This window comes from Streptococcus sp. KHUD_015 (genome assembly GCF_051106265.1).
Taxonomy (GTDB): domain Bacteria; phylum Bacillota; class Bacilli; order Lactobacillales; family Streptococcaceae; genus Streptococcus.
The window spans coordinates 61547-87343 of the sequence record NZ_CP193665.1 but is presented as its reverse complement, the minus strand read 5'-3'; the positions used below and the strand labels follow the sequence as shown (position 1 = coordinate 87343).

Sequence of the window (25797 nt, the reverse complement as noted above, 5' to 3'; positions counted from 1 at the left end):
AAGCACAGCTTTGAGGTTGCAGATAAAGCTGACGTAGTTTGAAGAGATTTTCGAAGAGTATAAAGCGCTCTCCTTAGCGAATATCCAAGTAATCCAAGACCAACTCACAGAACATCATGTTAGCCCAAGAGAACCATTCACGTGAGTAGAGGGTCGGATCATCTACGTGGAAGCTTTCGTGCATAACACCTGTTCCACCATCACAAGCAACCAGCTGATCTAGCAAGAATTTTTTCTCAGCTTTATCTGTAGCTGTCAAGCCTTGGATAGAAAGGGCGATTGGCCAGATATAGCGATAGAAGGTATGAGAACTTCCGAGACCGCTAGCGTATTCTCCTTGATAGAAGTAGGGATTTTCAGGGCTCAGAATGGTGCGACGAGTTGCTTGATACACTTCATCATCGACCGAACAGTAGCCCAGATAAGGCGCAGCCAACAAACTTGGTACATTTGGATCATCCATAATGCTAGCATTTCCTAAACCATCGACTTCAAAGGCATAAATCTTTTCGCCCTTGCTGTTGGTGGTGTAGGCGTAGCTTTCTATTCCTTCTTGAATCTCAGCCTGTAGACGCTTGGCATCAGCAATAACACTCTCGCTATCAGCTAGGTCTAGTTCTGCAAAGATTTCTTGCATGTAACCCAAAACGACTACGGCAAACATATTGGACGGAATCAAATAGCTATACTGGCAGCAGTCATCACTCGGGCGAAAGGCTGACCAAGTCATACCTGTCACTGCAAAATCAGGGCCAAATCCATCATTTACCAGTGTATCTTCCTTACGGTCCGTATCTCGGACAAAACGATAAGGAGAGTTCTTGTGGTCTTGTTCCACCGTCCAAAGATGGAGAATTTCCTTAGTCGCTGCGACAAAAGTCTCATCAAACTGACTAGTCTCGCCAGTCTCTTTCCAGAGGAGATAAGCCAACTGCAAAGGATAGCAAAGCGAGTCCACCTCATACTTGCGTTCCCAAATCCAGCCATTAAGGTCTGTATGATCGGTCTCGTGGTGCCCCTTCCAGTTTTCCTCAATATTAAAGGAATTGGCATAAGGATCCTTGAGTACCAAGGTCATCTGACGTTTGACCAAACCTGCAATGGTCTGACGCAGGAGGGAATCTCTTTTAGCAACATGCAGGTAGGGTCTGAGTTGAGCTGTCGAATCCCGAAGCCACATAGCAGGAATATCTCCTGTGAGCACAAAGGTTGAACCATCTTCTAGGATTTCAACCGTATTGTCCAAGGTGTCGGTGTAGCAACGCTCGAAAACATCTACCCATTCTGGATGGTCCTTAGCACGTTCTGCTACTTCATCTAGCCATTCTCTAACAATTTCTTTTGAATAAATCATCATGCAGCATCCTCTTTCAAACAAGTTTCATTTTCAGTATATAGCTTTTGAGACAGAAAATACATACACAAATGATAGTCATTTTTCTACAAAATAGTTATCTTTGAAACTCCTTTTCTAAAGGTTATCTTTTTCTGATATAATGTAGAAAAACAGCTAAAGGAAAGACTATGAAACCACTACTTGAAAGCATCGATACCCGCTTTGGTACTGCCAGCAAGCATGCCTTTTCTCGGGGAAATACCCTGCCATACACAGGTGTGCCTTTTGGGATGAATTACTTTGTAGCCCAGACCAGCGACCAGGAGGGCTCTTGGTTTTTTGATCCACATCTGCCTATCTTTCAGGGGATTCGATTAACCCACCAGCCCAGTCCTTGGATTGGGGACTACTCTTGGCTCCTTCTGACACCTGTCACAGGCCAACTGGGTGGAGACAGCCTCTTTCACCGCCAGTCTTCCTATGACATAGATAAGACCTCTTTCAAACCTCATTATCTGAAGATTTTCTCCCTGCGCTATCAGATTGAAACCCAGCTCACACCGACTTGCTACGGTGCTTCTATTCGTTTGGAGCAAAAGCAAGGCAAAGCCCTCTCCCTCTACCTTCACGTAGCAGATAAACTGACAGTGGAGCGAGTAGATAAGCGAACTCTTGCCCTCCGACAAGAAGGTAAAACTGAAACCAACAAAAATTCGCTAACGATGTTCACTGCCCTGCAAATGAATACGGATATTCTTGCTGTCAGCCAAGAAGGGAGAGACTGGCGAATTGACTTAGCAAGTAGCCATACTGAGATTCAGCTAGCCACTTCTTTCATCTCTCCTTCTCAAGCACTGCTTAATCTACCTCAAAAGGACTTTGATAGCTGTAAATCAAGTGCCCAAGCCGACTGGAAAAATCTCCTCCATCGTTTTGACGTTATCGAGACAGGAGAGGCTGACCGAACCTTCTTTGACCACTGCCTTTACAGACTCTTCCTCTTCCCACAGACTTTTTATGAGATTGATGAATCAGGGCAAGCCATCCACATGGATCTGGCTACTGGCACTGTCAAGCCCGGTGTTCTCTTCAGCAACAATGGTTTCTGGGATACCTTCCGCACCACCTTCCCCCTCTTTGCCCTTATCATACCGGAACACTACCACCGCTTTTTAGAAGGTTTCCTCAATAGCTACCGCGATACTGGTTTCCTTCCAAAATGGCTAGCTCCAGATGAACGTGGCATGATGCCTGGTACACTTTTAGACGGTATTATCGCAGATAGCGCCTGCAAGGACATGGCCCCCGACTTGGAAGAAGAACTCCTCCAAGCCATGCTTGAAACAGCCAGCAAGACCGACCCTCTCGGCATCAATGGCCGTCACGGACTAACCCAATACCAAGAACTAGGCTACCTCTCTATCGACCACCACGAAAGCGTCAGCCATACCCTAGACTATGCCTATAGCGACTTTTGTATCGCAAGCTGTGCCGAGAAACTAGGGAAAATAGAAATCGCTGAGACCTACAAGGCCGCATCACACAATTACCGCCATCTATTTGATACTGATACAGGTTACATGCGAGCGCGTGATGGTCAAGGCAACTTCCGCCCTGACTTTTCTCCTTATAGTTGGGGACGTGATTATGCCGAATGTTCAGCCATCCAAGCAACTTTAGGCGTTCTCCACGACATCCCAGGCTTAATCCAACTTATGGGTGGAAAAGAAGCATTCAGCAACTATCTTTTGAAAACCTGTCAGGAGGCTCCCCTCTTTGAGACAACAGGCTATGGCTACGAGATTCATGAAATGAGCGAGATGGCTACTGCTCCTTTTGGACAAATAGCCATTTCCAACCAGCCGAGCTTCCACATTCCTTATCTCTTCCGCTACAGCAACTACCCTGACTATACTGCCCTTCTCATCAAGACTCTCCGTCAGAAAGCCTTTCATCCAAGTTGGGAAACCTATCCTGGCGATGAAGACAATGGTAGTCTCTCTGCTTGGTACATCTGGTCAGCTCTCGGTTTCTATCCAACCTGTCCAGGCAAGCCCAGCTATGATCTCGGAATCCCTCTCTTTGACCACCTCCGAATCTATCTGGCTAAAGAAGATAAATGGCTGGATATCCATACTAAACAAAACTACAGCCATTTTAACTTTGTAAAAGAATGCCGACTAGATAATACCTCTATAACTAGCATTCAACACCAAGACCTCTTAAAAGCTGAACAACTAACTTTCACCCTCAGCTGGTTACCAAGTCAGCCGTCCACTTCCTGAAATGCAAAAATCTCCTAGCAGGCTTTCCTGCTAGGAGATTTTCTTATGAGAGGTACTTGTTCAAGCTTTGAAAATCGGATTTATCATCTGATGTTTATCAAACAATCTACCAATTAAGCTTCTTCGTCTTCTTTACGACGACGACCTGCAAGACCAAGACCAAGTAATGCACTTGCTGCAGCTGCTACCATAGCTACAGTAGAATCTGCTGTACCTGTATTTGGTAATTCTTTAGCTCCTTTACGCGCATTTGCTTGAGCTGATGTTGCTTGGCTAGCATTAGATGCTGCCTTAGCTTTGTCAGCGTCTGTCAAATTGCTTGGATCTTTAACCGCTGTTGCTGATGGATCTTTAACTCCTTCTGAATCATTAGCTTTCGCTACTGCTTTATCAGCTGGAATTACTGCTGTTGAGCCATCTGGGAAGGTTACAGTTGTTGTTCCATCTTTGCCAACTTTAACATCTGTTGCTGTTGGGTTAGATTTCTTAACTTCGTCTGCTACCTTAGCTTTTTCTGCGTCTGTCAAGTTGCTTGGATCCTTAACTGATGTCGCTGATGGAGCCTTAACGCCTTCTGAATCTTTAGACTTGTTGGCTGGTTTAGCTGTTTGATCCTGCGCTACTGGTGTGTTCTTACCTGCATCTGTAGCTGGTGTACTTGGATTTTGAACACCTTCTGCATCCTTAGCTTTCGCTACTGCTTTATCAGCTGGGATTACTGCTGTTGATCCATCTGGGAAGGTTACAGTCGCTGTTCCATCTTTACCTACTTCAACATCTTTCGCTGTTGGGTTAGATTTCTTAACTTCGTCTGCTACTTTAGCTTTTTCTGCGTCTGTTAAGTTAGCTGGATCTTTAACTGGTGTCTTAGCTTCTGGATCTTTAACGCCTTCTGCATCTTTAGCTTTCTCAACTGCTTTAGCTGCTGGGATTTCTGCTGTTGATCCATCTGGGAAGGTTACAGTCGCTGTTCCATCTTTACCTACTTCAACATCTTTCGCTGTTGGGTTAGATTTCTTAACTTCGTCTGCTACTTTAGCTTTTTCTGCGTCTGTTAAGTTAGCTGGATCTTTAACTGGTGTCTTAGCTTCTGGATCTTTAACGCCTTCTGCATCTTTAGCTTTCTCAACTGCTTTAGCTGCTGGGATTTCTGCTGTTGATCCATCTGGGAAGGTTACAGTCGCTGTTCCATCTTTACCTACTTTAACATCTTTCGCTGTTGGGTTAGATTTCTTAACTTCGTCTGCTACTTTAGCTTTTTCTGCATCTGTTAAGTTAGCTGGATCTTTAACTGGTGTTACTGATGGATCTTTAACTCCATTTGAGTCAGCTGATTTAACTGTCTTATCTGGTGTTACTGTTGTTGTTGTTCCATCTGGGAATGTTACAGTCGCTGTTCCATCTTTTCCTACTTTAACATCTTTCGCTGTTGGGTTAGATTTCTTAACTTCGTCTGCTACTTTAGCTTTTTCTGCATCTGTTAAGTTAGCTGGATCTTTAACTGGTGTTGCTTCTGGATCTTTAACTCCATTTGAGTCAGCTGATTTAACTGTCTTATCTGGTGTTACTTTTGTTGTTGATCCGTCTGGGAATGTTACAGTTGTTGTTCCATCGTTACCTACTTCAACATCTTTCGCTGTTGGGTTAGCTTTCTTAACTTCGTCTGCTACTTTAGCTTTTTCTGCGTCTGTTAAGTTTGCTGGATCTTTAACTGGTGTTACTGATGGGTCTTTAGCACCATTTGAGTCAGCTGATTTAACTGTCTTATCTGGTGTTACTGTTGTCGTTGAACCATCTGGGAAGGTTACAGTCACTGTTCCATCTTTACCTACTTCAACACCTTTCGCTGTTGGGTTAGATTTCTTAACTTCGTCTGCTACTTTAGCTTTTTCTGCATCTGTTAAGTTAGCTGGATCTTTAACTGGTGTTGCTTCTGGATCTTTAACTCCATTTGAGTCAGCTGATTTAACTGTCTTATCTGGTGTTACTGTTGTTGTTGTTCCATCTGGGAATGTTACAGTCGCTGTTCCATCTTTTCCTACTTTAACATCTTTCGCTGTTGGGTTAGATTTCTTAACTTCGTCTGCTACTTTAGCTTTTTCTGCATCTGTTAAGTTAGCTGGATCTTTAACTGGTGTTGCTTCTGGATCTTTAACTCCATTTGAGTCAGCTGATTTAACTGTCTTATCTGGTGTTACTTTTGTTGTTGATCCGTCTGGGAATGTTACAGTTGTTGTTCCATCGTTACCTACTTCAACATCTTTCGCTGTTGGGTTAGCTTTCTTAACTTCGTCTGCTACTTTAGCTTTTTCTGCGTCTGTTAAGTTTGCTGGATCTTTAACTGGTGTTACTGATGGGTCTTTAGCACCATTTGAGTCAGCTGATTTAACTGTCTTATCTGGTGTTACTGTTGTCGTTGAACCATCTGGGAAGGTTACAGTCACTGTTCCATCTTTACCTACTTCAACACCTTTCGCTGTTGGGTTAGATTTCTTAACTTCGTCTGCTACTTTAGCTTTTTCTGCATCTGTTAAGTTAGCTGGATCTTTAACTGGTGTTGCTTCTGGATCTTTAACTCCATTTGAGTCAGCTGATTTAACTGTCTTATCTGGTGTTACTTTTGTTGTTGATCCGTCTGGGAATGTTACAGTTGTTGTTCCATCGTTACCTACTTCAACATCTTTCGCTGTTGGGTTAGCTTTCTTAACTTCGTCTGCTACCTTAGCTTTTTCTGCGTCTGTTAAGTTTGCTGGATCTTTAACTGGTGTTACTGATGGGTCTTTAGCACCATTTGAGTCAGCTGATTTAACTGTCTTATCTGGTGTTACTGTTGTCGTTGATCCATCTGGGAAGGTTACAGTCGCTGTTCCATCTTTACCTACTTCAACATCTTTCGCTGTTGGGTTAGATTTCTTAACTTCGTCTGCTACTTTAGCTTTTTCTGCGTCTGTTAAGTTAGCTGGATCTTTAACTGGTGTCTTAGCTTCTGGATCTTTAACGCCTTCTGCATCTTTAGCTTTCTCAACTGCTTTAGCTGCTGGGATTTCTGCTGTTGATCCATCTGGGAAGGTTACAGTCGCTGTTCCATCTTTACCTACTTTAACATCTTTCGCTGTTGGGTTAGATTTCTTAACTTCGTCTGCTACTTTAGCTTTTTCTGCATCTGTTAAGTTAGCTGGATCTTTAACTGGTGTTACTGATGGATCTTTAACTCCATTTGAGTCAGCTGATTTAACTGTCTTATCTGGTGTTACTGTTGTTGTTGTTCCATCTGGGAATGTTACAGTCGCTGTTCCATCTTTTCCTACTTTAACATCTTTCGCTGTTGGGTTAGATTTCTTAACTTCGTCTGCTACTTTAGCTTTTTCTGCATCTGTTAAGTTAGCTGGATCTTTAACTGGTGTTGCTTCTGGATCTTTAACTCCATTTGAGTCAGCTGATTTAACTGTCTTATCTGGTGTTACTTTTGTTGTTGATCCGTCTGGGAATGTTACAGTTGTTGTTCCATCGTTACCTACTTCAACATCTTTCGCTGTTGGGTTAGCTTTCTTAACTTCGTCTGCTACTTTAGCTTTTTCTGCGTCTGTTAAGTTTGCTGGATCTTTAACTGGTGTTACTGATGGGTCTTTAGCACCATTTGAGTCAGCTGATTTAACTGTCTTATCTGGTGTTACTGTTGTCGTTGAACCATCTGGGAAGGTTACAGTCACTGTTCCATCTTTACCTACTTCAACACCTTTCGCTGTTGGGTTAGATTTCTTAACTTCGTCTGCTACCTTAGCTTTTTCTGCGTCTGTTAAGTTTGCTGGATCTTTAACTGGTGTTACTGATGGGTCTTTAGCACCATTTGAGTCAGCTGATTTAACTGTCTTATCTGGTGTTACTGTTGTCGTTGATCCGTCTGGGAATGTTACAGTTGTTGTTCCATCGTTACCTACTTCAACATCTTTCGCTGTTGGGTTAGCTTTCTTAACTTCGTCTGCTACCTTAGCTTTTTCTGCGTCTGTTAAGTTTGCTGGATCTTTAACTGGTGTTACTGATGGGTCTTTAGCACCATTTGAGTCAGCTGATTTAACTGTCTTATCTGGTGTTACTGTTGTCGTTGATCCATCTGGGAAGGTTACAGTCGCTGTTCCATCTTTACCTACTTCAACATCTTTCGCTGTTGGGTTAGCTTTCTTAACTTCGTCTGCTACTTTAGCTTTTTCAGCGTCTGTCAAGTTAGCTGGATCTTTAACTGGTGTCTTAGCTTCTGGATCTTTAACGCCTTCTGCATCTTTAGCTTTCTCAACTGCTTTAGCTGCTGGGATTTCTGCTGTTGATCCATCTGGGAAGGTTACAGTCGCTGTTCCATCTTTACCTACTTCAACATCTTTCGCTGTTGGGTTAGCTTTCTTAACTTCGTCTGCTACTTTAGCTTTTTCAGCGTCTGTCAAGTTAGCTGGATCTTTAACTGGTGTCTTAGCTTCTGGATCTTTAACGCCTTCTGCATCTTTAGCTTTCTCAACTGCTTTAGCTGCTGGGATTTCTGCTGTTGATCCATCTGGGAAGGTTACAGTCGCTGTTCCATCTTTACCTACTTCAACATCTTTCGCTGTTGGGTTAGCTTTCTTAACTTCGTCTGCTACTTTAGCTTTTTCTGCGTCTGTTAAGTTAGCTGGATCTTTAACTGGTGTCTTAGCTTCTGGATCTTTAACGCCTTCTGCATCTTTAGCTTTCTCAACTGCTTTAGCTGCTGGGATTACTGCTGTTGATCCATCTGGGAAGGTTACAGTCGCTGTTCCATCTTTACCTACTTCAACATCTTTCGCTGTTGGGTTAGATTTCTTAACTTCGTCTGCTACTTTAGCTTTTTCTGCGTCTGTTAAGTTAGCTGGATCTTTAACTGGTGTCTTAGCTTCTGGATCTTTAACGCCTTCTGCATCTTTAGCTTTCTCAACTGCTTTAGCTGCTGGGATTTCTGCTGTTGATCCATCTGGGAAGGTTACAGTCGCTGTTCCATCTTTACCTACTTCAACATCTTTCGCTGTTGGGTTAGATTTCTTAACTTCGTCTGCTACTTTAGCTTTTTCTGCGTCTGTTAAGTTAGCTGGATCTTTAACTGGTGTCTTAGCTTCTGGATCTTTAACGCCTTCTGCATCTTTAGCTTTCTCAACTGCTTTAGCTGCTGGGATTTCTGCTGTTGATCCATCTGGGAAGGTTACAGTCGCTGTTCCATCTTTACCTACTTCAACATCTTTCGCTGTTGGGTTAGATTTCTTAACTTCGTCTGCTACTTTAGCTTTTTCTGCGTCTGTTAAGTTAGCTGGATCTTTAACTGGTGTCTTAGCTTCTGGATCTTTAACGCCTTCTGCATCTTTAGCTTTCTCAACTGCTTTAGCTGCTGGGATTACTGCTGTTGATCCATCTGGGAAGGTTACAGTCGCTGTTCCATCTTTACCTACTTCAACATCTTTCGCTGTTGGGTTAGATTTCTTAACTTCGTCTGCTACTTTAGCTTTTTCTGCGTCTGTTAAGTTAGCTGGATCTTTAACTGGTGTCTTAGCTTCTGGATCTTTAACGCCTTCTGCATCTTTAGCTTTCTCAACTGCTTTAGCTGCTGGGATTTCTGCTGTTGATCCATCTGGGAAGGTTACAGTCGCTGTTCCATCTTTACCTACTTCAACATCTTTCGCTGTTGGGTTAGATTTCTTAACTTCGTCTGCTACTTTAGCTTTTTCTGCATCTGTTAAGTTAGCTGGATCTTTAACTGGTGTCTTAGCTTCTGGATCTTTAACGCCTTCTGCATCTTTAGCTTTCTCAACTGCTTTAGCTGCTGGGATTTCTGCTGTTGATCCATCTGGGAAGGTTACAGTCGCTGTTCCATCTTTACCTACTTCAACATCTTTCGCTGTTGGGTTAGCTTTCTTAACTTCGTCTGCTACTTTAGCTTTTTCAGCGTCTGTCAAGTTAGCTGGATCTTTAACTGGAGTTACTTCTGGATCTACAAGACCATTTGAGTCAGCTGTTTTAGCTGTCTTCTCTGGTGTTAGTTTTGCTGTTGATCCGTCTGGGAAGGTTACAGTTGTTGTTCCATCGTTACCTACTTCAACTTTCGTTGCTGTTGGGTTAGCTTTCTTAACGGCTTCTTCTACTTTAGTTTTTTCTGCGTCTGTTAAGTTTGCTGGATCTTTAACTGGAGTTACTTCTGGATCTACAAGACCATTTGAGTCAGCTGTTTTAGCTGTCTTCTCTGGTGTTAGTTTTGCTGTTGATCCGTCTGGGAAGGTTACAGTTGTTGTTCCATCGTTACCTACTTCAACTTTCGTTGCTGTTGGGTTAGCTTTCTTAACGGCTTCTTCTACTTTAGTTTTTTCTGCGTCTGTTAAGTTTGCTGGATCTTTAACTGGAGTTACTTCTGGATCTACAAGACCATTTGAGTCAGCTGTTTTAGCTGTCTTCTCTGGTGTTAGTTTTGCTGTTGATCCGTCTGGGAAGGTTACAGTTGTTGTTCCATCGTTACCTACTTCAACTTTCGTTGCTGTTGGGTTAGCTTTCTTAACGGCTTCTTCTACTTTAGTTTTTTCTGCGTCTGTTAAGTTTGCTGGATCTTTAACTGGAGTTACTTCTGGATCTACAAGACCATTTGAGTCAGCTGTTTTAGCTGTCTTCTCTGGTGTTAGTTTTGCTGTTGATCCGTCTGGGAAGGTTACAGTTGTTGTTCCATCGTTACCTACTTCAACTTTCGTTGCTGTTGGGTTAGCTTTCTTAACGGCTTCTTCTACTTTAGTTTTTTCTGCGTCTGTTAAGTTTGCTGGATCTTTAACTGGAGTTACTTCTGGATCTACAAGACCATTTGAGTCAGCTGTTTTAGCTGTCTTCTCTGGTGTTAGTTTTGCTGTTGATCCGTCTGGGAAGGTTACAGTTGTTGTTCCATCGTTACCTACTTCAACTTTCGTTGCTGTTGGGTTAGCTTTCTTAACGGCTTCTTCTACTTTAGTTTTTTCTGCGTCTGTTAAGTTTGCTGGATCTTTAACTGGAGTTACTTCTGGATCTACAAGACCATTTGAGTCAGCTGTTTTAGCTGTCTTCTCTGGTGTTAGTTTTGCTGTTGATCCGTCTGGGAAGGTTACAGTTGTTGTTCCATCGTTACCTACTTCAACTTTCGTTGCTGTTGGGTTAGCTTTCTTAACGGCTTCTTCTACTTTAGTTTTTTCTGCGTCTGTTAAGTTTGCTGGATCTTTAACTGGAGTTACTTCTGGATCTACAAGACCATTTGAGTCAGCTGTTTTAGCTGTCTTCTCTGGTGTTAGTTTTGCTGTTGATCCGTCTGGGAAGGTTACAGTTGTTGTTCCATCGTTACCTACTTCAACTTTCGTTGCTGTTGGGTTAGCTTTCTTAACGGCTTCTTCTACTTTAGTTTTTTCTGCGTCTGTTAAGTTTGCTGGATCTTTAACTGGAGTTACTTCTGGATCTACAAGACCATTTGAGTCAGCTGTTTTAGCTGTCTTCTCTGGTGTTAGTTTTGCTGTTGATCCGTCTGGGAAGGTTACAGTTGTTGTTCCATCGTTACCTACTTCAACTTTCGTTGCTGTTGGGTTAGCTTTCTTAACGGCTTCTTCTACTTTAGTTTTTTCTGCGTCTGTTAAGTTTGCTGGATCTTTAACTGGAGTTACTTCTGGATCTACAAGACCATTTGAGTCAGCTGTTTTAGCTGTCTTCTCTGGTGTTAGTTTTGCTGTTGATCCGTCTGGGAAGGTTACAGTTGTTGTTCCATCGTTACCTACTTCAACTTTCGTTGCTGTTGGGTTAGCTTTCTTAACGGCTTCTTCTACTTTAGTTTTTTCTGCGTCTGTTAAGTTTGCTGGATCTTTAACTGGAGTTACTTCTGGATCTACAAGACCATTTGAGTCAGCTGTTTTAGCTGTCTTCTCTGGTGTTAGTTTTGCTGTTGATCCGTCTGGGAAGGTTACAGTTGTTGTTCCATCGTTACCTACTTCAACTTTCGTTGCTGTTGGGTTAGCTTTCTTAACGGCTTCTTCTACTTTAGTTTTTTCTGCGTCTGTTAAGTTTGCTGGATCTTTAACTGGAGTTACTTCTGGATCTACAAGACCATTTGAGTCAGCTGTTTTAGCTGTCTTCTCTGGTGTTAGTTTTGCTGTTGATCCGTCTGGGAAGGTTACAGTTGTTGTTCCATCGTTACCTACTTCAACTTTCGTTGCTGTTGGGTTAGCTTTCTTAACGGCTTCTTCTACTTTAGTTTTTTCTGCGTCTGTTAAGTTTGCTGGATCTTTAACTGGAGTTACTTCTGGATCTACAAGACCATTTGAGTCAGCTGTTTTAGCTGTCTTCTCTGGTGTTAGTTTTGCTGTTGATCCGTCTGGGAAGGTTACAGTTGTTGTTCCATCGTTACCTACTTCAACTTTCGTTGCTGTTGGGTTAGCTTTCTTAACGGCTTCTTCTACTTTAGTTTTTTCTGCGTCTGTTAAGTTTGCTGGATCTTTAACTGGAGTTACTTCTGGATCTACAAGACCATTTGAGTCAGCTGTTTTAGCTGTCTTCTCTGGTGTTAGTTTTGCTGTTGATCCGTCTGGGAAGGTTACAGTTGTTGTTCCATCGTTACCTACTTCAACTTTCGTTGCTGTTGGGTTAGCTTTCTTAACGGCTTCTTCTACTTTAGTTTTTTCTGCGTCTGTTAAGTTTGCTGGATCTTTAACTGGAGTTACTTCTGGATCTACAAGACCATTTGAGTCAGCTGTTTTAGCTGTCTTCTCTGGTGTTAGTTTTGCTGTTGATCCGTCTGGGAAGGTTACAGTTGTTGTTCCATCGTTACCTACTTCAACTTTCGTTGCTGTTGGGTTAGCTTTCTTAACGGCTTCTTCTACTTTAGTTTTTTCTGCGTCTGTTAAGTTTGCTGGATCTTTAACTGGAGTTACTTCTGGATCTACAAGACCATTTGAGTCAGCTGTTTTAGCTGTCTTCTCTGGTGTTAGTTTTGCTGTTGATCCGTCTGGGAAGGTTACAGTTGTTGTTCCATCGTTACCTACTTCAACTTTCGTTGCTGTTGGGTTAGCTTTCTTAACGGCTTCTTCTACTTTAGTTTTTTCTGCGTCTGTTAAGTTTGCTGGATCTTTAACTGGAGTTACTTCTGGATCTACAAGACCATTTGAGTCAGCTGTTTTAGCTGTCTTCTCTGGTGTTAGTTTTGCTGTTGATCCGTCTGGGAAGGTTACAGTTGTTGTTCCATCGTTACCTACTTCAACTTTCGTTGCTGTTGGGTTAGCTTTCTTAACGGCTTCTTCTACTTTAGTTTTTTCTGCGTCTGTTAAGTTTGCTGGATCTTTAACTGGAGTTACTTCTGGATCTACAAGACCATTTGAGTCAGCTGTTTTAGCTGTCTTCTCTGGTGTTAGTTTTGCTGTTGATCCGTCTGGGAAGGTTACAGTTGTTGTTCCATCGTTACCTACTTCAACTTTCGTTGCTGTTGGGTTAGCTTTCTTAACGGCTTCTTCTACTTTAGTTTTTTCTGCGTCTGTTAAGTTTGCTGGATCTTTAACTGGAGTTACTTCTGGATCTACAAGACCATTTGAGTCAGCTGTTTTAGCTGTCTTCTCTGGTGTTAGTTTTGCTGTTGATCCGTCTGGGAAGGTTACAGTTGTTGTTCCATCGTTACCTACTTCAACTTTCGTTGCTGTTGGGTTAGCTTTCTTAACGGCTTCTTCTACTTTAGTTTTTTCTGCGTCTGTTAAGTTTGCTGGATCTTTAACTGGAGTTACTTCTGGATCTACAAGACCATTTGAGTCAGCTGTTTTAGCTGTCTTCTCTGGTGTTAGTTTTGCTGTTGATCCGTCTGGGAAGGTTACAGTTGTTGTTCCATCGTTACCTACTTCAACTTTCGTTGCTGTTGGGTTAGCTTTCTTAACGGCTTCTTCTACTTTAGTTTTTTCTGCGTCTGTTAAGTTTGCTGGATCTTTAACTGGAGTTACTTCTGGATCTACAAGACCATTTGAGTCAGCTGTTTTAGCTGTCTTCTCTGGTGTTAGTTTTGCTGTTGATCCGTCTGGGAAGGTTACAGTTGTTGTTCCATCGTTACCTACTTCAACTTTCGTTGCTGTTGGGTTAGCTTTCTTAACGGCTTCTTCTACTTTAGTTTTTTCTGCGTCTGTTAAGTTTGCTGGATCTTTAACTGGAGTTACTTCTGGATCTACAAGACCATTTGAGTCAGCTGTTTTAGCTGTCTTCTCTGGTGTTAGTTTTGCTGTTGATCCGTCTGGGAAGGTTACAGTTGTTGTTCCATCGTTACCTACTTCAACTTTCGTTGCTGTTGGGTTAGCTTTCTTAACGGCTTCTTCTACTTTAGTTTTTTCTGCGTCTGTTAAGTTTGCTGGATCTTTAACTGGAGTTACTTCTGGATCTACAAGACCATTTGAGTCAGCTGTTTTAGCTGTCTTCTCTGGTGTTAGTTTTGCTGTTGATCCGTCTGGGAAGGTTACAGTTGTTGTTCCATCGTTACCTACTTCAACTTTCGTTGCTGTTGGGTTAGCTTTCTTAACGGCTTCTTCTACTTTAGTTTTTTCTGCGTCTGTTAAGTTTGCTGGATCTTTAACTGGAGTTACTTCTGGATTTTTAGCTACAAAATCTGATAACGGTCTTGTATCTTTAGATCCGTCTGTGTATGTTACTACAAGATTTCCAGCGTTATCTTTTTCTACTGATTTAATCTTAGTCTTAGCATCTTCAGCATCTACAGCTTTACCTTTTTTCTCTGCTAAGTTAGCATCATCATTTCTCTTAGAATACTCAATTTGTAATTTTTCTTTGATTTTATCTAACTCATCTTGCGTTACGTTAGCTGGGTCTGTTACAGCAACTTTTTCAGTTGGAGTTGCTATATCGTATTTAGATGTTTGATTTTTAACTACGAATCGAGCATATCCTGGTTTTTCTTTAGCGTTAGGATCTACATCTAGCGCTCTGTAATCAGTGTTTGAAAGTTTGCCATCGTTATCTTTAGAAACAATAAAACTTGTCCACTCTTTACCAGCTGCTAGATTAGTTTTCCCAGTCATCTTGATAGTAGCTGATGTCTTATCTTCAGATACTGAACCTTCACCAGTCACTTCACCATTTTCAACTTTACCTGTTGGTAATCCATAGCCTGCTGCATTATTCCCTGAAAGATCTCCAGGTCCACGTAGGTAAAGATCTTTAATTTCTTTTTCATCTGTACCTTTGAAAGTTAAATCAGTATTTTCACCTGTATAAACGTAGACTTGTTTCTCAGTTTGATTTGAATATGGAACTTCTACTTTTGGAGCTACGTTTACAAAATCTGCTAATGCTTTTGTATCTTTAGAACCATCTTTATATGTTACTACAACATTATTTCCTTCTCTTTCAATGCTTTCAATACGCTCAGTTTGGTTATCTACTACTTCACCTTTTTTATCAGCTAAACGCATATCTATATTATTGTTAGAATATTCAATTTTAACTTTCGCTTTAATTTTCTCAAAATCTTCATTGGAAATATTGTTAGCATCTGATACGGTTACTTTATCAGCTGAAGCTGGAGTTTTAATATCATATTTTGCTGTTTGTGCTTTTAATGTGATTGTAAAAGCACCTGGGTCAGTTTTATAAGATTCTGAAACAATGTTAGTCCCGGCATTAAACTTTGTTGCTTGATTTTCAATGTATTTACCATCTAAATCTGTTGCTGTTGCAAAACGTGATACTATAGGTAAAGCTTGACTCTCTGTTTTTGGAATTTTATTATCTGGTACTCCTTTAACTGTTCCTGTTATTTTAATTGTTGCTGGTGTAGTAGTTTCATTTTTAATTACAGTTGTAACAAGTCCCCATTCATTATCTTGTTTATTTTCACCAATATCTCTTAACGCAATATTTCCACCTCTTTTAAGGGCAGCTGATTGAATTTTTCCTGAATCATCATTAAATGTAATATCTATATCAACTTCCTCTCCATTGTAGATATAAATATCTTTTTTATCTAGAGCTGGATCTGAATATGGGATAGATACTGTTGGTGCTTCATTTGTACGTGCAACACTTGAAACTGGAGTAGTGTCTACTGAGTCATCTTGATAGGTAACAGTAACTGTTCCATTTGCAACAGCGACGTCTTTCACTACTGAAGATCTATCTGCTAAGACTTCTCCTTTGTGAGACGCTAGTCGAGCATCTTCTGTAGTTGCTTTATCAGAATATTTAATTTTAATTTCGTTTTTGATTTTGGTAATATCTGCATCAGTTGGATTATCGACATTCGAAATACCAATCTTATCAGCATTTGATTCTGGTAACTTGATACTATATTTGTATGTTTGAGACTTAAGAACAATTCTGAAGTATCCATCTGCATTTGCACCACTACTATTAGTTGACATTGTAGAACCATCTTTTGCAATTATGCGAAGGTAACGGTCACCCATTGCAAAATTTTGGTCTTCAGTTTTATTATAGTCAGGTTGACTCATGATAAAATCATTCGGTTGACCTGTCATTCTTACTGTTAATGGTGTATCTGTTTCTGTGGTGATTTTATTGAAATTATATCCATATCCATCTGTTACAGTTGTATCATTTACAGTTTTGAACTTTTGATTTGATGCTTGTGTTACTTCAGCGTATGTTACTTTGTTTGTTGATGAGTTGATTTTAAATTCTACATTAGCTTCTTCTTTGTTATAAACATAGATTTCTTTTGTAGTATCATTTGAAAACTCTGCAGTGTAAGTAATGTTATCTACAGTTTTTGAAGTTTCTGTACGTAACGCATTATCTTTATCCATCTCTTTACCGTTACGTGGGTCCTTAGATCCTGTGTTTTCGATTGAGTTAGATTCTGATTTTTTCTCAGTGTTTTCTGCTTTTTTACCTACAGTTGGTTTACCTTCAGTAGTATCTACTGCTGGAGTTTCTTTTTTATCTACAGGTTTGTTTTTTAATTTTGAGCTTACTGTAGTGACAAGTTTATTGTAAGCCTCTGTTAGTTGAGCTTGAGTAGTTGCGTTCACTAATGTAGCTTTTGCAGATTCTAAGTCAGCTTTTAATACTCCAACACTTTCTTCCGTTTTGTTATCGTAAGAACCGTTAGAAAGTTTTGTCTCAATTTCTGAAATGTAGCTTTCAAGTTGGGTTTTGTTCAAAGCTGGAGCTTCTACAGATGGTGTATCTTGTTTGCTTAGCTCATTAGCTGATACAGCTCCATTACCTAAGAACATGAAAAGAGCAGCGACTGCTACACTAGCCGCTCCAAAGCTATATTTACGAATCGAATAACGCGTGACCTTTTCACGGTGCAAACGTTCAACACGACTCATGGAGTTTTTGTGTTCCATTTTTTTCTCCTTTTGGAATTAGTTGATTTAGCTTCTACATAACAAAATTTATTACTTAAAAAGAATAAGCACTATTCTCTTGTGTATGCAGAAACCTACACTCATATTCTATCTTATTTTCAATATATATGCAAACTTTTCGACTTCAAAATTTCTAAAAAAAGAAAAAACGTTTTGAAAACGTAGGAAATTTTCAGACAGTTTAATTTTGCGTTTTTTTACATTTAAATATATATATTTAATCGCAATATTATGCTATTGTATTTTCTGAAATTTATACTTAATTGCATAAGATTTTACATATATATAATTATAATTCGAGTAATACTCAATGAAAATCAAAGAGCAAACTAGGAAGCTAGCCGCAGGCTGCTCAAAACAATGTTTTGAGGTTGTGAATAGAACTGACGAAGTCAGCTCAAAGCACTGCTTTGAGGTTGTAGATAGAACTGACGAAGTCAGTAACATATATACGGTAAGGCGACATTGACGTAGTTTGAAGAGATTTTCGAAGAGTATAAGTTTAAAAAAACGAAAACAAACATTGACTATTGGCTTAAAACAAAACATGCTATCTAGTTCGATAACATGTCCCCATTCTCATTTATAGTAAGGCCTCAAACTCAGCAACGGTCATACCTAATTGCTTACTCGCAACCTCAGGTGTCAAAAGACCTTGACGGACCATATCCAGGAAGGCAAAGAGTTTCCCACGCTCCAGTCCCTGTTCAAGACCACGTTCTAAACCTTGTTTAATACCTTCTTCTCGACCACGCTCCAAGCCTTTTTCTTCAGCTTGTTCCAAGGCATAGTCCTGTGCTAACAAGGCTTGTTCTTCTCGCATACGTAGTTGGCTAAACATCTTCCTGTCCTCCTCGGACCAGCTCTTGTAGTCCAGCAGTTGGTCTGCTTGACTGATAGCTCGCTCGGGTTCTTGAGTAAAGGGTTTATTCCCGAAAAACTCCAACCACGGTTTACGAACCTCGTCTTTGCTGGTTTCTCTGTATTTTTTTAGTTCTAAGAATGCCATCTTGACTAGATGGTTTTCTTGACCATTATTTATGATAGTTAAGACCTCACCTGTCGAATCCTCTCGCATGCTAAAGCTATGAAAAGCCAGGTCATCTGAGAAATAATTGCTGTCCACAATTGCAATGGCGTAAACAGGAGCGATATGCTTGTAACTCTGGTGGGTGTCACCTTCACGTTGACGAATTTTTTCTAGGTTTTGATTGACCTGACTGCAAAGGTAAGCCCACAGGCGATTGATGAAAAAATTCTGATGATGTACCTGAATTTCAATAATAACCTGTGTCCCATTGTCCAACTCCGCTAAGACGTCTATACTGGTATAGAAATCCTGAGCTGAGTACGGCAGGGAAGGCAAGACGTGAATGTTGCTTCCCTCCAAAATGGTTACATTTTTGGCTGGTAAGTCCAGCATATCGCGGATAAATTGACAAGTGATCTCTGGATTGCTAAAAATTTTCTTAGCAACCAAGTCATTAGTTGGGCTGATGCCCGGATGTCTGAGAATCATCCATTTCCTCCTTCTATTATACCATATTTTTAAATCTAATTTTGTTAGATTCGATGGTTCTATCTATTTATTCGGAAAGGAAATGAATTGTGAAGATATTTTATCTCGTTTCAACTAAAATATGAGCTTGATCAATCAGCTGTCCATCCAAAGTCAGATTTAGATAGAGATTCAAAGTTCTAGCAGTAGCCAAACTCAGAGTTAGTATGATCAGATTTTTTTAGTTTCCCCAGCTTGAACCTGTCGGACTTTAAACTACACCATACCCACCTGTATCCAGTTAAGCTCAAATCTTAGCCTCTTCTAAAGAGGAGCTACTTTCACTGACACGAACCAGTATATTGAACTACACCATCTTATCAACAACTTTATCCACAGCTGTGGATAAAGTTGTTGATAACTAAACATCCTCAAAAGTTTCTTATTACATTGTTAAAAGTCTTGACTCTTCTCACTAAGTACTATTCTCTACCAAAGCCCCTCCCCTCCTAGCTAATAATTAAAATTCTCTCCTCGTCAGCAAGTAATAATCAATGAAAATCAAATAGGAAACTAGGAAGCTAGCCGCAGGCTGCTCAAAACAGTGTTTTGAGGTTGCAGATGGAAGCTGACCTAGTTTGAAGAGATTTTCGAAGAGTATGAAACAGTATTGTTTACAAAGATTATCCTACTTCTCCCTTTAATTTGCTACATGGAATAGACTATCAATTCAAAAAGAAGAATCTATAAACTCCATTTAGAAATAATCAAACAGATCTATCCCCATGATTATCCACAAGTTGTTGATAACTTCTGTGAATTACCCAATTTTTAGGAACCGTTCCACTCTCAGTTGTCTATTATCTCTAAGGTTAATGAGATGTTCCCACTCTTATAAATCTGTGGAAAAGTCTGATAATCACTTCATGTTCATACAAACTGTAATTTTCAAGAAACAAGCTCAAATCTTACACAAGCGCAAAAACCACCTCTCTGAATATTCATTATTACTGTATATCAGAAATAGTTTGTATTCACAAATCTTTCTAGTTATTCCCTTATCATTCCAAATTAAGAAAAACAACATACAATAATTTTAGTTAAATGTATATCAATGTTCTTTGCTTTTCTTAACAAACGCAATGCAAAAAGAGCCTGTTGCCAAGCTCTTTAGTCTATTATTTCTTCTCAGCACGGAGGGCTGACAAGATTTGTGTACGGATATCATCAACACCATTTGGCGTATTTGGTAAAAAGATGGTTTGATTGCCTTTTGCAGCAAAAGTGTTCAAGGTATCCAAATACTGGTTGGTCAAGAGGATGGACATGATTTGTTCTTCTGTCATGCCAACATTGGCTTCCTTGAGTTCGGTGATAGACTCTGCCAATCCATCCACAATCGCCTTACGCTGTTGGGCAATCCCCACACCATGAAGGCGGTCTTTTTCTGCTTCGGCTTCAGCTGCAGTGACAATTTTAATCTTATCGGCTTCCGCCAACTCTTGCGCTGCGACCCGCTTGCGTTGCGCTGCATTGATTTCATTCATGGATTGCTTAACTTCTGCATCTGGTTCGACCTTGGTAATCAAGGTTTTCACGATAATATAACCATAAGTAGTCATTTCTTCTGCTACTTGGTGTTGAACTTCAAGGGCAATCTCATCTTTTTTCTCAAACAATTCATCCAAGGTTAATTTGGGAACAGAAGAGCGAAGGGCGTCTTCGATATAAGATTTAATCTGAGATTCTGGACGCATGAGTTTATAGTAGGCATCTGTCACGCTCTGCTCATTGACACGGTACTGGGTCGCCACATTCATCATAACGAACACATTGTCCTTGGTCTTAGTCTCAACCACAATATCGCTTTGCAACAAGCGCAACTGAATCCGCGCTGCAATCGAGTCAATCCCAAAAGGCAAGCGAATGTGAATACCGCTATTGGCAACCTTTTGGTATTTCCCAAAGCGTTCAATAATCGCCACCGACTGCTGACGAACCACATAAACTGTACTCAGTGTGACTATCACCAATAGGAGCACACAAACCACCACAAAAATCATCAAAAATGTTGCCATTATCGTGACCTCCATTATTATTTTTTCCTGTATTATAGCACATTTAAAGAAGGTTGTGCACTTTTTACTGCGATTTTTCCTGAAATGTCAATAATTAGAGGTGAAACTACATTTCAAGTTAGTAATCGCTTTTTTCATTACATTCACTTCTATAGAATCTACATCAATAGTCAGGGAATAACTTGCCTTAACTTTTCCCTCGTGCTATACTAGTGATTGAAATTAATAATAGGAGATATTTCATGAAAACAGCAAAAACTACTGTTACCATCCTTTCTGCACTTGCTTCTGTCGTCTTATTGGCTAGTTGTGCAACAAAGTCTACAGAAACACAGACAAACAATAATAGCTCATCTGACAATCAGATTACAATGACATATGACCAACTACGGTCAAGAGAAAACACTATGTCAACCCTTTGGTACCAAAAATCAGCTGAAACTAAAGCTTTATACATACAGGGTTATAACGTTGCAACAAATCACCTAAAGGAATTGCTCAAAACAGAATCAGACAAACCTTACTCTATCGTTTTAGACTTGGACGAAACTGTCCTAGATAATAGCCCTTATCAAGTACAAAATGTCAAAGATGGTACAGCATTCACACCTGAAAATTGGGATGTTTGGGTTCAAAAAGCTGCAGCAAAAGCCGTCCCAGGTGCCAAGGATTTTCTTCAGTTTGCTGATCAAAACGGTGTCCAAATCTACTATATTTCTGACCGCTCAGCTAATCAAGTAGATGCTACCATTAAAAATCTTGAAAGTGAAGGAATTCCTGTTCAAGGACGTGATCATCTCATGTTCTTAGAAAGTGGTGTAAAATCCAAAGAAGGTCGTCGCCAAAAAGTTCAAGAAAAAACAAATCTTATCTTATTATTTGGTGATAACCTCGTAGACTTTGCAGATTTTTCTAAGACTTCTGAATCTGACCGTGATAAACAACTTGAAGAATTGCAAAAAGAATTCGGTGAAAAATTCATCATCTTCCCAAATCCAATGTACGGATCATGGGAATCAGCTGTATACGGCGGTAACAAACTAGATGCTAAAGGTCAAGTAGAAGAACGCCAAAAAGCCTTGCAAGGTTTTGATAAATAAAACAAATAAGCTGATTCTACATAAAATTAGGCTAACTTACAATCTTCAAAAAGTGGATAGGAAGGAATTCTGATAATCAGAAAACTTTCCTATCCATTTTTATAATTGATATAACATCTGATACTATACGTTTTTTGATTTTAAAGATTTTTTGCCTATCCCCTATATTTCAAAAATTAAACAATATTGATGATCCAAATTTAATGTGGTATACTATTTTTGTCATCGGTTACCGATTACGTTCCTTACGGTTCGTGAGAGGAGGTGAAACTAATGAGCCTTATACCTGAGCTTGCTCTTACTATTATAGCAGATGTTATAGCAGGAATTATCTTGTATTTCGTCTGCAGATGGCTAGATAGTAAGAAGTAGACCGAATGACTAGCCTATAAACACCCGTTAAATCTCTAAGATACGTCAAAAAAGCCCTTAACTATGACAGTAGTTAGGGGCTTTGGTGTTCTAATGAACCTTATACGATAATTACATTCTAGCATATAAGCCCAAATATTTCAAGAGTTTTATTTATTTTTTAAAGTCCTATAATGAAGTTAGCCATCTAGTACCCAAAAACCGACTAGCTCCTATGAACTAGTCGGTTTCTCATCAATGCGCCAACATTTCTTGAGCAATTTCTTGTCCAGATAAATTATCTGGATAATAGGTTGGCCAGTTGTCCATTTCTTCAAAGAGAGCTTCTTGGCTTGTGCCTCCAAAGAAGATATGGAAATGTTCTGCCTTAACTGGGGCGATATTGTGGTCACTAAACTGAACATACTTGAACTGTCCAGCGTCTGCATCTGTGGCTTCAAAGAGGAAGCGCACGCCACGATTACCTTTCTTGTAATTCAAGATTTTCTTACCAACATACTTGTAGGTGAATTTCTTACTTTGTCCACCTTGAACAAATTCCATAGTATTATCAGCAATGTTGATCTTAGTGACATCTGTCTGATAGCCTTTTGTATAGTAGGCCTTGTACTCAGCCTGAGTCATCTTACCAGTCAACTTAGCCTTGTAATCAAAGACCTGATCAAAAGTACCATCTTCAAGGAAAGGATAAACTGATTGCCAGTTACCTGCATAGTCACTCAAGGTGCGATCCTTGACAGCTGTATCCTCAAAATAACCATTTTGGACTGTCTTGGTATCCTCTGCCTTTTCAGGCTCGATTGCTGGGCCTTCTTGGTCCGTTGTTTGTTTCAGAGCCTTGAGGTTTTTCTCCATCACGGAAATGTAGTTTTCTCCAGCCTTGGTATCCTCTTCTGTCAGACTTTCTAAAGGATTGAGGACATCTGTTTTGACACCTGCTTCTTTTGAAAGTGTGTTAGCAAGGGCTTGTGAAGCATTCTCTTCAAAGTAGATATAGGCAATTTTATTTTTCTTGACGTACTCTGTCAATTCTGCCAAGCGAGCTGCTGATGGTTCTGCATCTGGAGAGAGGCCTGAGATTGCGACTTGTTTGAGCCCATAGTCCAAAGCAAGATAGTTAAAGGCTGCGTGCTGAGTCACAAAGCTCTTTTTTTTGGCTTGAGACAAGCCTTCTGTATAAGCCTTATCCAAGGCTTGCAATTTTTCGATATAAGCAGCTGCATTCTTCTCAAAGGTCTCTTTTTTATCCGGATAATCTGCTGATAAGCTATCACGGATGTGCTCTACTAGTTTAATGGCACGAACTGGTGATAACCAAACATGGGGATCGTACTCATGGTGATGGCCTTCTTCTCCATGGTCATGGTCGCCCTCTTCTTCCTCGCTACCTGGCAAGAGCAACGTATCGCCTGTCGCCTTGATGGTTTTCACTTTTTTCTTATCCAAAGTATCTAGCAATTTAGGAACCCATGTTTCCATGTTTTCATTTTCATAAACGAAGGTATCTGCGTCTTGGATTTTGGCAACTGCCTTGGCAGAGGGTTCGTATTCATGGGGTTCAGTACCAGCACCGATGAGGAGTTCTACATTAGCCGTATCTCCTGCGACTTGCTTGGTAAATTCATAGACAGGGTAAAAGGTTGTCACGATATTTAGTTTGCCATCTGCCTGCTTTTGATTGGAACAAGCCACTAAAAACAAGGCACATAGACTGGCTAGCAATAAGCTAATTTTTTTCACGTTCATCTCCTATTTGATAAAACGTCTTACTAAACTGATCAGTAAAAAGACAGTTACAAAAATAATGGTAATACTTGCACTTGCAGGTGTTTCTGCATAGTAGGAAATGTAAAGTCCTGCTACCATTCCCAAAAATCCAATAGCACTGGCAAGCAGCATAACCGATTTAAAGTTTTTCCCCAGACGCAGGGCAATACTAGCTGGCAAGACCATGATGGTCGATACCAGAAGAGCTCCTGCAGCTGGAATCATAAGGGCAATGGCCACCCCCGTCACCATGTTAAAAAGAATGGACATGGTACGAACGGGCAAGCCATCCACAAAGGCCGTATCCTCATCAAAGGTTAAAATGTACATCGGACGAAGAAAGAGGAAGGTCAAAATCAAAACAACCGCCGCAATGACAAAGAGGGAAATAACCTGCTCTTCGCTGATAGTCACAATTGAACCAAAAAGGTACTGGTCCAAACTCATTGAACTAGAGCTTTTACCCTTGCTCATGACAATCAGAGAAACAGCTAAACCTGTTGACATGAGGATAGCTGTCCCGATTTCCATAAAGCTCTTGTAAACCGTACGGAGATACTCCAGAAAGACCGCCGCAATCAAGACAATGGCAATAGTGGAAATAGTCGGAGAAATCCCTAGGACCAGACCAAAGGCTACACCTGAAAGCGAGACGTGGCTGAGGGTATCACTCATCAAACTCTGACGACGCAAGATAAGGAAGGTTCCAAGAACTGGCGAGAAAAGACTCATGGCAATAACGGCCAGAAAGGCACGCTGCATAAAGTCATAAGATAATAAACTAAGCATGGCCCACCTCCTGATCATTCTCATGAACGTTGAAACAACGCCATGGCGAGTCTTGGTTACGGACTAGATGAATATTGCGGTCCGCATAGTCCTTAACTTCTTCAGGGTCATGGGTAATCATCAACACAGCCTTGCCATGATGATGGGCACTGTGGTGCATGAGTTCGTAAAATTCATTTTTACTTCCTGCATCCATCCCCGTTGTCGGCTCATCTAGGATAAACACATCTGGGTCAGAAGCAAACATACGCGCAATCACCGCTCGCTGCTTTTGTCCTCCAGATAGAGACCCCAAGCGTTTGTCTCGGTGTTCCCACATGCCAACTGAGTCCAGACTAGCCTTGATATGCTCCTCATCATGAGCATTCAGGCGACGGAACCAACCTTTTCGCGGATAGCGACCCGACTTGACAAACTCATAAACCGTACTTGGAAAACCTGCATTAAAACTGGCAATCTGTTGAGGAAGATAGGCTATTCTCAATTTCTTGCCCTGGGTATTTGTCTTTGAAATGGTCACCTTACCAATGCGTGGTTGAAGAATCCCAAGACTGGCCTTGATCAGTGTCGTCTTAGCCGCTCCATTCTCCCCTGTCAAGGTAACAAATTCCCCACTATCAACACTATAATTGATATGTTCAAGAACGGGCTCCTTATCATAATAGAAGGACAAATCCTCTACCGTAATATATCTCATTATTTGATTTCTCCTACTAAAGCAGTCAAAAACCGCTGGATCACTTTTTGTTCATTTGGAGTAAACTGAGTTGCCACTTGTTCATATGTTAAAAGCGTATGCTCATGGTGATGGTGGTGCTCCTCAGCGATTGGACGAGCCAAATCAGTCAACTGATAAAAAATCACACGCGCATCCTTAGGATCTTTAGATGTTTCCAACATCCCTTCCTTGACCAAAGACTTAATGGCCTTGGTAACTGCCGCCTGACTGACATTGAGACGACGAGCCAACTCTGAATTTGTTAAAGAATCCTCTGACAAAAGCATGAGGATATGCTCCTGGGTATTGGTCAGAGCTACCTCGCTAGTACAATGCCCTATTAGGATTTCATGTTGGTTTTCCGCCTGTAAAATCACCTCATTCAAAAAGCCATCGATATCCTTCGCTAGCTGTCTCATATCTGACTCCTTTCCTTTGGGACTTCTCTTTTTAAGAGAAAAATACTATTCTTTGGAATTTTATTTACCAG

General features: G+C 40.6%; 10 protein-coding genes. 2 read left to right on the top strand and 8 right to left on the bottom strand.

Annotated features, from left to right (window positions below; translation table 11 throughout):
* Positions 1–73 precede the first annotated feature (73 nt).
* Positions 74–1354: a glycoside hydrolase family 125 protein gene (locus ACORHU_RS00355; protein WP_434365134.1), complete on the bottom strand. Its 1281-nt coding sequence runs from the start codon at positions 1352–1354 to the stop codon at positions 74–76.
* A 170-nt stretch (positions 1355–1524) separates the two neighbouring features.
* Here ACORHU_RS00355 and ACORHU_RS00350 point away from each other — a divergent pair, with 170 nt between their 5' ends.
* Complete coding sequence (locus tag ACORHU_RS00350; protein ID WP_434364525.1) at positions 1525–3621, top strand: GH92 family glycosyl hydrolase; 2097 nt, start codon at positions 1525–1527, stop codon at positions 3619–3621.
* 113 nt (positions 3622–3734) lie between these two features.
* Here ACORHU_RS00350 and ACORHU_RS00345 read toward each other — a convergent pair whose 3' ends face one another.
* From ACORHU_RS00345 to ACORHU_RS00335, 3 genes are all read right to left on the bottom strand, one after another.
* Positions 3735–16964 (bottom strand): YSIRK-type signal peptide-containing protein, encoded by a 13230-nt coding sequence (locus ACORHU_RS00345; protein ID WP_434364524.1) that lies wholly within the window; start codon positions 16962–16964, stop codon positions 3735–3737.
* Positions 16965–17568: 604 nt separating this feature from the next.
* Entirely contained in the window at positions 17569–18504 is a 936-nt protein-coding gene (locus ACORHU_RS00340) for an Rpn family recombination-promoting nuclease/putative transposase (RefSeq protein WP_434364523.1), read from the bottom strand.
* Positions 18505–19661: 1157 nt separating this feature from the next.
* Entirely contained in the window at positions 19662–20546 is an 885-nt protein-coding gene (locus ACORHU_RS00335) for an SPFH domain-containing protein (RefSeq protein ID WP_025172052.1), read from the bottom strand.
* Between the two features lie 257 nt (positions 20547–20803).
* Here ACORHU_RS00335 and ACORHU_RS00330 point away from each other — a divergent pair, with 257 nt between their 5' ends.
* The gene (locus ACORHU_RS00330) at positions 20804–21661 is read left to right on the top strand and encodes a 5'-nucleotidase, lipoprotein e(P4) family (RefSeq protein WP_000844826.1); all 858 of its coding nucleotides are present in this window, start codon (positions 20804–20806) and stop codon (positions 21659–21661) included.
* 606 nt (positions 21662–22267) lie between these two features.
* On the opposite strand, the gene adcA is transcribed toward ACORHU_RS00330, so the two are convergent.
* The 4 genes from adcA to adcR are packed head-to-tail and all read right to left on the bottom strand — an operon-like array spanning position 22268 to position 25726.
* Positions 22268–23773, bottom strand: a complete 1506-nt coding sequence (gene adcA / locus ACORHU_RS00325) for a zinc ABC transporter substrate-binding lipoprotein AdcA (protein WP_434364522.1) — start codon at positions 23771–23773, stop codon at positions 22268–22270.
* Positions 23774–23782: 9 nt separating this feature from the next.
* Positions 23783–24589, bottom strand: coding sequence for a metal ABC transporter permease (locus ACORHU_RS00320; RefSeq protein ID WP_000950030.1), 807 nt, complete (start codon positions 24587–24589; stop codon positions 23783–23785).
* Positions 24582–25286, bottom strand: coding sequence for a metal ABC transporter ATP-binding protein (locus ACORHU_RS00315; RefSeq protein ID WP_001269496.1), 705 nt, complete (start codon positions 25284–25286; stop codon positions 24582–24584). Before ACORHU_RS00315 ends, ACORHU_RS00320 begins: the two co-directional genes overlap by 8 nt.
* Positions 25286–25726 (bottom strand): zinc-dependent transcriptional regulator AdcR, encoded by a 441-nt coding sequence (gene adcR, locus ACORHU_RS00310; RefSeq protein WP_001249311.1) that lies wholly within the window; start codon positions 25724–25726, stop codon positions 25286–25288. Before adcR ends, ACORHU_RS00315 begins: the two co-directional genes overlap by 1 nt.
* Positions 25727–25797 lie beyond the last annotated feature (71 nt).

Excerpts from the sequence above, each read along its gene's own strand:
- ACORHU_RS00355 (WP_434365134.1), bottom strand. The coding sequence starts at position 1,354 with ATGATTTATTCAAAAGAAATTGTTAGAGAATGGCTAGATGAAGTAGCA.
- ACORHU_RS00350 (WP_434364525.1), top strand. The coding sequence starts at position 1,525 with ATGAAACCACTACTTGAAAGCATCGATACCCGCTTTGGTACTGCCAGC.
- ACORHU_RS00345 (WP_434364524.1), bottom strand. The coding sequence starts at position 16,964 with ATGGAACACAAAAACTCCATGAGTCGTGTTGAACGTTTGCACCGTGAA.
- ACORHU_RS00340 (WP_434364523.1), bottom strand. The coding sequence starts at position 18,504 with ATGATTCTCAGACATCCGGGCATCAGCCCAACTAATGACTTGGTTGCT.
- ACORHU_RS00335 (WP_025172052.1), bottom strand. The coding sequence starts at position 20,546 with ATGATTTTTGTGGTGGTTTGTGTGCTCCTATTGGTGATAGTCACACTG.
- ACORHU_RS00330 (WP_000844826.1), top strand. The coding sequence starts at position 20,804 with ATGAAAACAGCAAAAACTACTGTTACCATCCTTTCTGCACTTGCTTCT.
- ACORHU_RS00320 (WP_000950030.1), bottom strand. The coding sequence starts at position 24,589 with ATGCTTAGTTTATTATCTTATGACTTTATGCAGCGTGCCTTTCTGGCC.
- ACORHU_RS00315 (WP_001269496.1), bottom strand. The coding sequence starts at position 25,286 with ATGAGATATATTACGGTAGAGGATTTGTCCTTCTATTATGATAAGGAG.
- adcR (WP_001249311.1), bottom strand. The coding sequence starts at position 25,726 with ATGAGACAGCTAGCGAAGGATATCGATGGCTTTTTGAATGAGGTGATT.